At 70.2% G+C, this 12,789-nt stretch carries 13 protein-coding genes; 10 read left to right on the top strand and 3 right to left on the bottom strand.

Features of this window, described 5'->3' with window-relative positions:
- Window positions 1–91: 91 nt before the first annotated feature.
- Complete coding sequence (locus tag HNP48_RS08605; protein WP_184856456.1) at window positions 92–550, bottom strand: Rrf2 family transcriptional regulator; 459 nt, start codon at window positions 548–550, stop codon at window positions 92–94.
- A 108-nt stretch (window positions 551–658) separates the two neighbouring features.
- Here HNP48_RS08605 and HNP48_RS08600 point away from each other — a divergent pair, with 108 nt between their 5' ends.
- Window positions 659–1,561 carry an NAD(P)/FAD-dependent oxidoreductase gene (locus HNP48_RS08600; protein WP_184856455.1) on the top strand — a complete coding sequence of 301 codons (903 nt, stop codon included), beginning with the start codon at window positions 659–661 and terminating at the stop codon, window positions 1,559–1,561.
- Here HNP48_RS08600 and HNP48_RS08595 read toward each other — a convergent pair.
- Complete coding sequence (locus tag HNP48_RS08595) at window positions 1,542–2,480, bottom strand: LysR family transcriptional regulator (RefSeq protein WP_184856454.1); 939 nt, start codon at window positions 2,478–2,480, stop codon at window positions 1,542–1,544. The genes HNP48_RS08600 and HNP48_RS08595 overlap by 20 nt on opposite strands.
- A 121-nt stretch (window positions 2,481–2,601) precedes the next feature.
- Between HNP48_RS08595 and HNP48_RS08590 the strand changes: the two genes are divergently transcribed.
- Complete coding sequence (locus HNP48_RS08590) at window positions 2,602–3,795, top strand: serine hydrolase (RefSeq protein ID WP_184856453.1); 1,194 nt, start codon at window positions 2,602–2,604, stop codon at window positions 3,793–3,795.
- Entirely contained in the window at window positions 3,792–5,012 is a 1,221-nt protein-coding gene (locus tag HNP48_RS08585) for an MFS transporter (protein WP_184856452.1), read from the top strand. The genes HNP48_RS08590 and HNP48_RS08585 overlap by 4 nt, the downstream gene beginning before the upstream one ends.
- A gap of 15 nt (window positions 5,013–5,027) precedes the next feature.
- Here HNP48_RS08585 and HNP48_RS08580 read toward each other — a convergent pair whose 3' ends face one another.
- Window positions 5,028–5,918, bottom strand: coding sequence for a LysR family transcriptional regulator (locus HNP48_RS08580; RefSeq protein ID WP_184856451.1), 891 nt, complete (start codon window positions 5,916–5,918; stop codon window positions 5,028–5,030).
- 121 nt (window positions 5,919–6,039) lie between these two features.
- Here HNP48_RS08580 and HNP48_RS08575 point away from each other — a divergent pair, with 121 nt between their 5' ends.
- The 7 genes from HNP48_RS08575 (at window position 6,040) to HNP48_RS08545 (ending at window position 12,783) form a co-directional block, all read left to right on the top strand.
- The gene (locus HNP48_RS08575) at window positions 6,040–7,482 is read left to right on the top strand and encodes an MFS transporter (RefSeq protein WP_184856450.1); all 1,443 of its coding nucleotides are present in this window, start codon (window positions 6,040–6,042) and stop codon (window positions 7,480–7,482) included.
- A gap of 60 nt (window positions 7,483–7,542) precedes the next feature.
- Entirely contained in the window at window positions 7,543–7,896 is a 354-nt protein-coding gene (locus tag HNP48_RS08570) for a copper-binding protein (RefSeq protein WP_184856449.1), read from the top strand.
- Between the two features lie 4 nt (window positions 7,897–7,900).
- A complete protein-coding gene (locus tag HNP48_RS08565; protein WP_184856448.1) occupies window positions 7,901–8,380 on the top strand; it encodes a hypothetical protein in 480 nt (159 codons plus the stop codon).
- Between the two features lie 78 nt (window positions 8,381–8,458).
- A complete protein-coding gene (locus HNP48_RS08560) occupies window positions 8,459–9,550 on the top strand; it encodes a sensor domain-containing diguanylate cyclase (protein WP_184856447.1) in 1,092 nt (363 codons plus the stop codon).
- A gap of 189 nt (window positions 9,551–9,739) precedes the next feature.
- Complete coding sequence (locus HNP48_RS08555; RefSeq protein WP_184856446.1) at window positions 9,740–10,303, top strand: hypothetical protein; 564 nt, start codon at window positions 9,740–9,742, stop codon at window positions 10,301–10,303.
- Window positions 10,304–10,381: 78 nt separating this feature from the next.
- Window positions 10,382–12,094 carry a cell wall metabolism sensor histidine kinase WalK gene (locus tag HNP48_RS08550; RefSeq protein WP_184856445.1) on the top strand — a complete coding sequence of 571 codons (1,713 nt, stop codon included), beginning with the start codon at window positions 10,382–10,384 and terminating at the stop codon, window positions 12,092–12,094.
- Window positions 12,091–12,783, top strand: coding sequence for a response regulator transcription factor (locus HNP48_RS08545; RefSeq protein ID WP_184856444.1), 693 nt, complete (start codon window positions 12,091–12,093; stop codon window positions 12,781–12,783). The genes HNP48_RS08550 and HNP48_RS08545 overlap by 4 nt, the downstream gene beginning before the upstream one ends.
- Window positions 12,784–12,789: the final 6 nt, after the last annotated feature.

Here is a 12,789-nt window from a genome sequence, read left to right as displayed (position 1 = left end):
GGGCTGCGGAGTTGCCTGCAGTTGCAGTGCCTATTGATCAGGCATGCATCAACCCGAGCCACGCCCCATGGCGAACCGGCTCCAGCTCACTTCAGTGCCCGAGAGGCCCGTGCGCCGGCCACCCCTTGGCCACGCATTCCGCATCGAACTGCCTGGCCAGATCCGCCAGCGCAATCGACCCCAGCCGCGCGATCAGCAGCGCCTCGGCCTGGCGCAGCGCATCGTCCAGCGCTGCATTGACCACGCGCTCCACCGCGCACTCGGGGTTGTCGCTGCCATTGCCGATGGCAAACAGGTGCGGCCCGCCCACGGCGTGGTGGATGTCGAGCAGCGTCACCTGCGCCAGGTCGCATGCAATCGTCCAGCCGCCGCCGTGGCCTTTTTCTGAGCGCACATAGCCCGCCTCGCGCAGGCCCGCCATCGTGCGGCGCACCACCACGGGGTTGGTGCCCAGCATGGTGGCGATCTGCTCGGAGGTGAAGGGCGCGTCGTGCCGCGCCATGTGCAGCAGCACGTGGAGCATTCTTGAAAGCCTGCTGTCGCTTCTCATGAAAGTCTGATTCCAATGTGGTCTTGAATCATTGTAAGTTGCATGAAATGCTGTGCCGAACTATCATGAAACTTCAAAAGTATCTTGATCGGGAAAAAGGAACCCAACATGCACTACGACGCCATCGTGATCGGCGGCAGCTATGCCGGCCTGGCCGCTGCCACCCAACTGGCGCGGGCGCGCCGGCGCGTGCTGGTGGTGGACGCCGGCCAGCGCCGCAACCGCTTTGCCACCCACTCGCACGGCTTTCTCACGCAGGACGGCACGCCCGCCGCCGACATCGCCGCCCGGGGGCGTGAGCAGCTCATGGCCTACCCGACCGTGGAGTGGCGCCAGGGCAAGGTGACTGCGGCCAGGCAGGCAGGGCAGGGCTTTCGCATCGAGGTGGAGGGCTCTGGCGAGAAGCAAGAGGCCATCGAGGCGCGCCGCCTGGTGCTGGCCACCGGCGTCATCGACCACCTGCCCGAGGTGCCTGGCCTGGCCGAGCGCTGGGGGCGGCATGTCTTTCACTGCCCTTACTGCCATGGCTACGAACTCAACCAGGGCCGGCTGGGCGCCTTGGGCGTATCGCCGCTGTCCATGCACGTGGCGCTCATGCTGCCCGACTGGGGCCGCGCCACCTTCTTCCTGAACGGCGCCTTTGAACCCGACGCCGAGCAACTGGCCCAGTTGCAGGCGCGCGGCGTGGCGCTGGAGCGTGGGCTCATCGCCCGCATCGAGGGCGCCATGGACATCGTGATGCGCGATGGCCGCACCATCACGCAGGACGGCCTGTTCACCCTGAGCCGCGTCGAGGTGGCCAGCCCCGTGGCCGCGCAACTGGGCTGCGAGTTCGAAGACGGGCCCCTGGGCCGCACCATCAAGACCGATACCATGAAGGCCACCACCGTGCCGGGCGTGTACGCCTGCGGCGACGCGGCGCGGCAAGGGGGCTCGCTGCCGCTGGCGGTGGGGGATGGGACCATGGCCGGGGCGGCCACGCACCAGTCGCTTATTTTCGGCGGGCACTGAGCGCCGCGCGCGCGGATGGCGGCTTGTCCTCCACGGCAGGAAACACCCGCGCGCACAGAAAATCCACCAGCGCCCGCACTTTCGGCGAGGGGTGCTTGCTCGCCGGCCACAGCACGTGGAAGACGCCGCTGCGGTCCAGCTCGGGCAGCAGCGGCACCAGCCGCCCATCGGCCAGCGGCTCGCGGATGGCAAAGTCGGGCAGGCAGGCAATGCCCAGCCCCTGCAGCGCAAAGCACACGCGCGTCTCGATGTTGTTGCAGACCATCGACTGGGGCAACTGGAGTTCCGGTTCGCCCTGCGGCGATGGCCCGGGCACCCAGGCCTCCAGCTTGCCGCTGCTCGGAAACCGGTAGTGCAGGCAGGTGTGCTGGCGCAGATCGGCAGGCGCCTGCGGCGTGCCCCTCTTCGCCAGATAGTCCGGCGAGGCCACCAGCCGGATCTGGAAGGCACCGAGCCGGCGCGCGGACAGGCGCGAGTCGGCCGGGTCGCCGGTGCGCACCACGGCGTCGAAACCCTCGTCGATCACATCGACCATGCGGTCCGTGAAGTCCAGGTCCAGCTCGATGGCGGGGTAGGCGCGCATGAACTCGCCCAGCACGGGCAGCACGAGCGAGCTGACCAGCGGCAGGCTCACCCGCAGGCGCCCGCGCGGTGCGGCCTGGGATTGCGACAGCTCCAGCTCGGCCGCCTCGATCTCGGCCAGGATGCGGCGGCTGCGCTCCAGGAACAGCGTGCCCTCGGCCGTCAGCGTGATGCTGCGCGTGCTGCGGTGGAACAGGCGCACGCCCAGTTTCTCTTCGAGCCGCGCCACGCTCTTGCCGATGGCCGAGGCCGACACGCCCAGCAGCCGGCCTGCGGCCACAAAGCTGCGCGTTTCTGCCACCTGCACAAACACGGCAAAGCCATTCACGCTGTCCACGGTTTGTCCTCCCAATGATTGCGGACACTTTACTCCTGATGCCAAGGAACTGCAGCCTCCTTTATCTTTAATCGCATGCTTCCTATCGTCGTGGCATCCCCATTCACTGGATTCATTTGCCATGACGAACTCCCTTCTTCCCGCGCGCCAAGCTGCTTCACCCGCGCTTGTCTCCCACCGCATCCAAGCCGCAGTCCAGCAGGCCTTGGACGACCAGCGCCTGGTGGGCGCTGTCGTGCTTGTGGCGCGCGATGGTGAGCTGGTCCACCATCAGGCCACCGGGCTTGCAGACCGAGAAAGCGCTCGGCCCATGGCGCTGGATGCCGTGTTCCGGCTGGCCTCGGTGAGCAAGCCCATCGTCTCCACGGCGGCGCTGGTGCTGGTCGCGCAGGGCCGGCTCGATCTGGACGCCGGCATCGAGCGCTGGCTGCCGGAGTTCCAGCCCCGGTTGGCCGACGGCAGCGCCCAGCGCATCACGGCGCGGCAACTGCTCAGCCATACGGCGGGCCTGGGCTACCGCTTCTTCGAGGCCGATGCGGATGGCACCTATGCCCGGGCGGGCATCTCGGACGGCATGGATGCTGCGGGCATCAGCCTCCAGGAGAACCTGCGCCGCCTTGCCAGCGTGCCGCTGCTGTACGCGCCGGGCACGGCCTGGGGCTATTCGTTGGCGACGGACGTGCTGGGCGCGCTGATCGAACGCATCCACGGCACGGCGCTGGGCGAGGCCGTGCGGCACTTGGTGACCGGCCCGCTGGGCATGGCCGACACGGGCTTTGTCGCCCCCGATGCGTGGCGGGTGGCCACGGCCTACGTCAACGACCTGCCGCAACCGCACCGGCTGGCCGAGGGCGAGGTGGTGCCGGCCTTCGAGGGCACCGTCGGCATCCCCTACAGCCCCGCGCGCGTCTTCGATGCGCAGGCCTTCCCATCCGGCGGGGCGGGCATGGCCGGCACCGCAGGGGATTTTCTGCGCTTGCTGGAGACCCTGCGGCAGGGCGGCGGCGCGCTGCTGCCCCGCGAACTGGTCGAGGAGATGGGCCGCGACCAGACGCGTGGCCTGGAGCTACCCAATGCCCCGGGCTGCGGCTTTGGCCTGGGTTTCTCGGTGCTGCGCGATGCGCGGCTGGCCGCCTCGCCCGAGTCGGTGGGCACCTGGCGCTGGGGTGGCGCCTATGGCCATGCCTGGTTTGTCGACCGTGCCCTGGGCCTCAGCGCCGTGGCCTTCACCAACACGCTGTACGAAGGCATGTCGGGTCGCTTCGTCACCGATCTGCGTGATGCCGTCTACGGCGCCGTGGGGGCGGGGCAATGAGCGCCGCCGGCAATGGTCGCCTGCCGCTGGCCGCATTGCTGGCACTGGCGATGGCTGCGTTCATCACCATCCTCACTGAAGCCCTGCCGGCCGGGCTGCTGCCGCAGATGGCCCAGGGCCTGGCCGTGTCCGAAGCCTGGGTCGGCCAGACCGTCACGGCCTATGCCATCGGCTCCTTGGTGGCCGCCGTTCCGCTGACCACCGCCACGCAGGGCCTGCGGCGCCGGCCGCTGCTCTTGGCGGCCATTGCCGGCTTTGCCATCGCCAACACCGTGACCGCGCTGTCCGCGAGCTATGCCGTGACCATGGTGGCGCGCTTTCTGGCCGGCGTGTCCGCCGGGCTGCTGTGGGCGCTGCTGGCCGGTTATGCCGCGCGCATGGTGCCTGCGCACCAGAAAGGCCGGGCCATTGCCATCGCGATGGCGGGCACTCCGCTGGCGCTGTCCCTGGGCGTGCCGGCCGGCACCTTTCTCGGCCATTGGCTGGGCTGGCGCATGTGCTTTGGCGCCATGAGCGCGCTGGCCCTGCTGCTCATGGTGTGGGTGCGCGTCAAGGTGCCGGACTTTGGTGGGCAGGCTGCATCCAGGCGGCTGCCACTGGGGCAGGTGTTCACCCTGGCCGGCGTGCGCCCGGTGCTGTTCGTGGTGCTGGCCTTTGTGCTGGCGCACAACATCCTGTACACCTACATCGCACCGTTTCTGGCCGCAGCGGGCATGGCCGGGCGGGCGGATGGCGTGCTGCTGGTGTTGGGCGCCACATCGCTGCTGGGCATCTGGATCGTCGGCGCGCTGATCGACCGCCATCTGCGCGCGCTGACGCTGGCCAGCACACTGGTGTTTGGGCTCGCCGCGCTGGCCCTCGCTGCGGCTTCTGATGCGCCATTGATCGTCTATGCCGCAGTCGCTGCCTGGGGCCTGGCCTTTGGCGGTGCGGCAACGCTGTTTCAGACCGCCTTGGCAAAGACCGCTGGCGATGCGGCGGCCGATGTGGCGCAGTCCATGCTGGTCACGGCCTGGAACATGGCGATTGCCGGTGGCGGCATCGTTGGCGGTGTGTTGCTCGGCCGGCTGGGTGCAGGCACTTTGGCACCGGCCGCGCTGGTGCTGCTGGCGGCGTCGCTGGCGGTGGTGTGGGGTGCCCGGCGGCATGGCTTTCCCGCACCGGTGCTCGCGGCCGACCCCGCCCTGAAGGTGGCCCCTGAAGGAGTGAACCCCTGAACGGCGCCTGGCCATTCACTCCGCGCACACTTCCAGCACCACGCCACGCAGCCATCGGTGCACCGGGTCCGCATGCAGGCGTGGGTGCCAGAGCAGCGACACGGTGATGGGCGGCACCGCCATGGGCAGGGCAAAGCAGTGCATGCCCGCGCGCAGGCCGGCCGTGTGCCTCTCGGGCACGGTGGCGATCAGGTCGGTCGCGCGGGCCAGGGCCAGCGCGGTGGCAAAGCCGCCCACGGTGGTGGCGATGTCGCGCTGCAGGCCCAGCGGGCCCATCACCTGCTCGATGGGGCCTTGCTCCAGCCCGCGCCGCGACACCGCGATGTGCCGGCCGGCGGTGTAGCGCCTGGTCGTCACGCGGGCCGCCGCCAAGGGGTGGCCCGCGCGCACCACGCCCACGAAGCGGTCGCGCAGCAGGGCCTGCACGCGCACCTCGGGGCCCATGGCAGGGCCGAGCACGCCGGTCTCCAGGTCCACCGCGCCATCGCGCAGCGGGGTGCTGTCCTTGTCGGTCTTTTGAACAAAGCGCAGGCGCACACCCGGTGCCTCGGCCGCCACGCGTTCGATCAATGTGGGGCCGAAGGTCTCGACAAAGCCATCGCTGGTGCGCAGGGTGAATGTGCGCTCGACCTGCGCCAGGTCCGGTGCCTGGGCCGGGCGAAGCACGGCCTCGGTCTCGTGCACCAGCTGGCCCACGCGCTCGCGCAGCTCCAGCGCGCGCGGCGTGGGCACCAGGCCGCGGCCGGCGCGTACCAGCAGTGGGTCGCCCACGGTCTCGCGCAGGCGCGCGAGCGCCCGGCTCATGGCCGATGGGCTCAGGTGCAGCCGTTTCGCGGCGCGTGCCACATTGCCTTCGGTCAGCAGCGCATCCAGGGTGACGAGCAGGTTCAGGTCGGGTCGGGACATGGGCGTCCATTGTGGTCTGGAATGGCGTTAGATGCACTTATTCAATGCAAATGCTGCGCCTTCCGCCATAGTCGGCAAATGCCTACGCTCGGTGCATCGATCCCATTCCTGCCGCTGCACCATGACCACCGCCTCTCTTTCCACCCCCGCCACGCCGCGCGGCGTGCTCGCCAGCCTGGGCCTCGCCACGCTGTTGGCCTCGCTGGGCACCAGCATTGCCAATGTGGGCCTGCCCACGCTGGCGCAGGCGTTTGGTGCCCCGTTCCAGCAGGTGCAGTGGGTGGTGCTGGCCTACCTGCTGGCCACCACCACGGCCGTGGTCGGGGTGGGGCGGCTGGGCGATCTGCTGGGGCGCCGGCGCCTGCTGCTGGCAGGGCTGGCGCTGTTCACCGGCGCGTCGCTGCTGTGCGCGCTGGCGCCATCGTTGCCCTGGCTGGTGGCTGCGCGCGCGCTGCAGGGCCTGGGCGCCGCGGTGATGCTGGCACTCGGCATGGCCCTGGTGGCCGATGCCGTGCCCGCTGCACGCACGGGCAGCGCCATGGGCCTGTTGGGCACCCTGTCGGCCGTGGGCACGGCGCTGGGGCCCACGCTGGGCGGGGTGCTGGTTGCGGGCTGGGGCTGGCCGGCGCTGTTCGCCGTGAACCTGCCGCTGGGCGTGGCCGCCTGGTGGCTGGCGCGCCGCAGCCTGCCGGCAGACATCCCCCGTGCCGGTGTTCAGCGCCCGCGTTTCGACATCGCGGGCATGCTGCTGCTGGCGGCCACACTGGCTGCCTATGCACTGGCCATGACTTTGGGGCGCGGCCGCTTTGGCATGCCCAACGGCGCGCTGCTGGCTGCTGCGTTGCTGGGCCTGGTGCTGTTCATCCATCTGCAGCGCGGGGCAGGGCGGCGGGGTGTGGCGCCGCTGGTGCCGCTGGACCTGTTCCAGGGCCCGGCGCTGGGTGCGGGCTTTGCAATGGGCGCGCTGGTCACCACCGTGGTCATGGCCACGCTGGTGGTGGGCCCGTTCTACCTGGCGGGCGCGCTGGGGCTGGCCCCGGCCCAGGTGGGTCTGGCCATGTCGTGCGGGCCGCTGGTCTCGGCGCTGGCGGGTGTGCCGGCCGGGCGGTTGGTGGACCGGCTGGGCAGCGGGCGCACCGTGGTGGCGGGGTTGGCGGCCATGGCGGCCGGTGCGGTGCTCATGGTGCTGCTGCCCGTGGCCCTCCCGGTCGCAGGGGGGGCCGGCTATGTGGGCCCGCTGGCGGTCATCACCGCAGGGTACGCGCTGTTCCAGGCGGCCAACAACACGGCGGTCATGGCTGGTGCGGGCACGCAACGCGGCGTGGTGTCCGGCCTGCTCAACCTCTCGCGCAACCTGGGCCTGGTCACCGGTGCCTCGGCCATGGGCGCTGTGTTCGCCTGGGGGGTGGGCGGGCAGGGCGATGCCATGGCGCAGCCCGGTGCGGTGCTGGCCGGGCTGCAGGCCACGTTTGGCGTGGCGGCGCTGCTGGCGCTGGGGGCCTTGGCCGTTGCGCTGGCGACTGCAGCCCGGCGCGCGCAGGCTGCCCCGCCGGCAGTCAGCTGATAGATAGGCAAGGGCATTTGCACCTTGGGTGTTGCATGGGCCTGCAGTATGCTGTGTGGCATGCCTGCAACCACCACCTCCACGCTCCGGTCCGCGGCCGCTGTTCTGGCACTGGCGTGCGGCCTTCCGGGCGCCGCATCGGCCCAGGCGGCGACTGCTGTTGTGGCCGACCCTGCCGCCACCGTCTACACCCAGGGCGAGTACCGCGCCGTCTCGCAGGAGCCGGGCAGCCGCGACAGCTTTGCCCATATCAAGGTGGCGCCGGGCGTGAAGATTCCGTTTTCCACCCTCACCTACCGCGTGCGCGACGCGGCGCTGCTCAAGGGCCTGCAGCCCGGCACGCGCGTGGAGTTCCGCGCCGAGCGGGTGGAGGGCGAGAACGTGCTGGTGGCCATCCGGCCGCGCCCGCAGTGACGTGATGGACGAGCGCATCGAGGCCCTGGTCGCATCCACCGTCGACCACCTGGGCAATCCCGCACTTTCCGCACCCGAGATCGAAGCCGCCGTGCTGGCCCTGGCCGATGGCGACGCCATGCTTGCGCGCCGGCTCATCGACATGGTGCCCGAAGGCTTTGGCCTGGTGCTGGTGTCGCATGTCGAATCCGCCGCCACCCTGCAATTGCCCACCGAGTTCTCGGTGCAGGATGCGGCTGGCGACTGGGTGGACTTTCCCTTGACCCGCGAGCCCGTCTTCGTGGCCGCCCTGCTGGCCGCGCAGCGCATGTTCCATACCGGGCCGCGGCTGAAATTCGAGACCGTCACCAACCGCAGCGGCCTGCTGCACGCCGTGAACAATGCGCTCAATGGCGGCCAGTCGCTCGACGGCGCCACGCTGGGCGGGCCGCGCTTCGAGGGCATACCGGCGGCTGTCTACGCGGCGCCGGCCGACGGTACCTGACAGGGTCTTCCCTACAAGGCGTCCGCAGCGGGCGGGGATGATGTACCTTTCGTCCACCACACCCAGCACCTCCACGCCATGGACCTCGCGCTTTCTCCCCCGGCGGACGATGTCAGCATCCACACCGCGCTGTCCGACCCGCGTCGCCTGGAGGCCGTGCAGCGCACGGGCCTGCTCGACAGCGCGCCCGAGGAGACCTTTGACCGCCTCACCCGCCTGGCCTCGCGCCTCACCGGGGCGCCGGTGGTGTTTGTCTCGCTGCTGGACCGGGGGCGCGACTTCCACATGAGCACGGCTCTGGGCCCCGGCGTGGCCACACCCGGCGGCAGCCGCGACCAGATGGGCCGTACCTTCTGCCACTATGTGGCGGTGTCCAAGACACCGCTGGTGATCGAAGACGCCACCTTGCTGCCCGTGTTCCGCGACCTGCCGGGCGTCAAGGCCGGGCGCGTGCGCGCCTATGCCGGTATGCCGCTGCTCACCGAAGACGGCGACGCCCTGGGCACCTTCTGCGCGCTCGACTTCGCGCCCCGGCACTGGACCGAACAGGACATCGACGTGCTCACCGAGCTGGGCCAGTCGGCCCTGCGCGAGATCCGCCTGCGCATCGCCTTGCAGCAGGCGGCCAGCATCAACCTGCAGCTGGTCGAGCAGATCCAGCGCGTGGACGAGCTCAACCTGAGACTTGAAGAGCTGGCCACCACCGACCCCCTCACGGGCCTGCGCAACCGCCGCGCCTTCGACGCGCACATGGCGCAGGAACTGGCCATCGTGCAGCGCCGCGGCACGGCGCTGAGCCTGCTCATGCTCGACGTGGACCACTTCAAGCGCGTCAACGACAGCATCGGCCACGACGGCGGCGACCGCGTGCTGCAGGCCATTGCCGGGCACATGAAGGCCTGCGCCCGCACGGTGGACGTGGTGGCCCGCGTGGGCGGCGAAGAGTTCGCCGTCATCCTGCCCAGCACCGGCGAGGCCGGCGCCCACGAAGTGGGCGAGCGCATCCGCAAGATGGTGGAAGCCGGCCCCTGGCCCGAGATGCCCGTGACCATCAGCGTGGGCACCGCCACGCTGGTGGAAGGCGAGGACGCCGAGCGCCTCTACGGCCGCGCCGATGCTGCGCTGTACGCCGCCAAGCAGGCCGGGCGCAACCGGGTGCAGCAGGCGTGAGCGGATTGCCGTGCGCGCTGCTGGTGCGCACGGCGTACTGGGGTGGGCCGGTTCATCTGCGGTTCATCTTCTGGTCATGGTTTTCTCACGCGCTGATCAGCGCGTTTTCAGTTGCCTTTGTTGAACTGGAGATCCCCCGGCGGCCATGGGGCGGCCAGGGGATACCAATCCTTTCAACCTGAGAAAACCATGAAAAAATCCATTTGCATCGCCCTCGCCAGTGCCCTGCTGGGCGCCGCCGCCCTGCCTGCCGCCGCCAAGGGTCCGGTGGTCAACCACGCCATTTCCGAAGCCGAGGTGCTGGCGGCCCAGCAGGCCTGGTGCAAGGCGCTGGTCGACATCAGCACCACGGCCACCGCCAGTGGCCCGGTGGCTGCCAAGGCACTGGCAGAGAAGGTGATCGATGCCGCCTACGGTTACCAGATGGGGGCCGTGCTGTTCAAACCGACCCTCACCACGGCGCCCCAGACCTTTCGCACCACCCGCGAGGGCGCGCTCGCCTACTTCGTGGGCGGCAACCCGGCCTACCCCAAGGACACGGGTTTTGCCCTCAAGGGCTGGACGAAATGCGAGATCGCCAATGCCGCAGTCTTCATCACCGGGGACTCGGCCAACACCATGGGCAATGTGGCATTCACGGACAAAACCGGCAAGGTGACCACGGTGGACAAGACCTGGACCTTCGTGAAGGACGACGCGGGCAAGCTGCGCATCGTGGTGCACCACTCGTCGCTGCCGTTCAGCGGCAACTGACGGGTGACCGGCCCGGTCCCGCGGGCCCGGGCCTGCCAGGATCCATAATCCGAGCCATCCGCACAGGCCTTTCGCTCCATGTACCGCGCACGACTTTCCCTGGCCTTTGCTGCCCTGGTGGCCCTGGTCTGCATCCAGGCCGCCTTTGTGTACTGGGGCGCCAACCGCGTCAACGACTACGCCCAGCACAGCCGGCTGGCCAGCGACATCCAGTCCGAACTGCTGGACCTGTCGGCCAACAAGCAGCGCCTGCGCGTGTGGGCCATGCAGCGCCTGATGGACACCGATGCCCAGCCCGAGCAGCGCCAGCGCCTGGTGGCCGCGATGTATGCCAGTGCTGCCAACCTCGATGACCTGGTGCAGCGCGACCTGGCGCTGTGGACCGAACTGGTGCGCCGCGAAGGCGTGAGCATGCCGGCCGAGGTGCCCCAGCTCGTGGGCGTGACCGAGCTGCTGCGCGACAACATCCAGGCCGTGGAGGCGCGGCTCGCGCAACTGGTGCCGCTGGAGCAGGGCGCCGACTTTCCGGCCCTGTGGGCCGAGCTCACCCAGGTGTTCGACATGGCGCGCGGGCGCGACCTGCGCGAGCTGATCAATGGCGCCATCGCCCACCAGCGCGCGGCCGTGCCGGTGGCCCGCGCCGCCACCGAGCGCGGGCTCGATGCGCTGCGCGCCCAGGCCATCGGCATGGCCCTCATCACCCTGGCCGTGGCCGTGGTGCTGGCGCTGCACCTCAAGCGGCGCCTGCAGCGCCCGCTGGACCGGCTGCTCGAAGGCACGCAGGCCCTGCAGGCCGGGGCGCTGGAGCACCGCGTGGCCACCGGCTCCAACGACGAATTCGACCGCGTGGCCCAGCACTTCAACGCCATGGCGGCCGAACTGCAGCAGCACCGCGCCCGCGCCGATGCCGCGCGCCGCGGGCTCGAAGATGCCGTGCAGGCCCGCACCCAGGAGCTGAGTGCTGCGCACGATACCCTGCAGCGCCTGGACCAGCGCCGCCGCCAGCTCTTTGCCGACCTGGGCCACGAACTGCGCACCCCCGCCACCTCCATCCGAGGCGAGGCCGAGATCGCCCTGCGCGGCGGCGACAAGCCGGCCGAGGAATACCGCCAGACCCTGGCACGCATCGTGGGCGGGGTGGACCAGCTCACCCGCGTGATCCACGACCTGCTGCTCATCGCCAAGGCCGAGGCCGACCAGCTCGTGATGCACCCGACCCCGGTGGACCTGCAGGCCCTGCTGGGCGACGCTGCAGAGCAGGGCGCCGCCCTGGGCGCCACGCTGGGTGTGCAGGTGCGGCTGCTGCACGGGCCCGAAGGTAGTGGCTCTGGCAAGAGCGCGCAGCCGGCGGACCGGGGCAGCGTGGTGCTGGCCGACGCGGACCGGCTGCGCCAGGCGCTGGTGATCGTGCTGGACAACGCGGTGCGCTATTCGGCGCAGGGCACCACCGTGCACATTGGCCTGCAGCAAGCGGCGGGTGAGAACGGGGCGGATGGATCGGACGCGATCGAGGTGGTGGTGCGCGACGAAGGCATTGGCATCGACGCCGACGAACTGCCCCGCGTGTTCGAGCGCTTCGTGCGCGGGCGCCGGGCGCGCGCCCACCGGGCCGATGGCACGGGCATCGGCCTGTCCATCGCCCAGGCCATCGTGCAAGCGCACCAGGGCCGCATCACCATCGACAGTGCGCCCCAGCAGGGCACGGTGGTGCGCATCGCGCTGCCGCGGGTGGCTTGCGCAGCGCCTGCGGCGCCGCAGGCCGCAGGCGCACGTTCAGGGGCACTGGCATGAACCAGCACATCCTGGTGGTGGAGGACGATGCGCGCGTGGCCGATTTCCTGGTGCGCGGCCTCAAGGCCGAGGGTTACCGCGTGGAGCTGGCACGCACCGGTCCCGAAGGCCTGGCCCTGGCGCGCGGTGCCGACCCCGGCGTGCTGCTGCTTCTGGACCTGATGCTGCCGGGCCTGAGCGGCCTGGAGCTGTGCCAGACCTTGCGCGCCGAAGGCCGCCACATGCCCATGCTGATGCTCAGCGCGCTGAGCAACACCGAAGACAAGGTCAACGGCCTGCGCCTGGGCGCCGACGATTACCTCACCAAGCCCTTCGCCTTCGAGGAGTTGCTGGCCCGCATCGAGGCGCTGCTGCGCCGCGGCCGCGAACAGCGCCCGCGCGCCAGCACCCTGCAGGTGGCCGACCTGGTGCTGGACCTGGAGCGCATGCAGGCCACCCGGGCCGGCCAGTCCATTGCGCTCACGGCGCGCGAGCTGGCTTTTCTGGAGCTGCTCATGAGCGCACCGGGCCGCGTGTACAGCCGCGAACGCATCCTCTCCAATGTCTGGGGCACCAATGAAGACCCCCTGACCAATGTGATCGACGTGTACGTGCGCCGCCTGCGCAGCAAGATCGACGAGGGCCATGCACTGGCCTTGATCAAGACCGTGCGCGGCTTCGGTTACCGGCTAGACGCCACGGCGGATTGATGTGGT

The organism is Acidovorax soli (genome assembly GCF_014207955.1).
In the GTDB taxonomy this organism is placed as follows: Bacteria; Pseudomonadota; Gammaproteobacteria; order Burkholderiales; family Burkholderiaceae_C; genus Acidovorax; species Acidovorax soli_A.
This window is presented reverse-complemented; position numbering and strand designations above follow the sequence as displayed.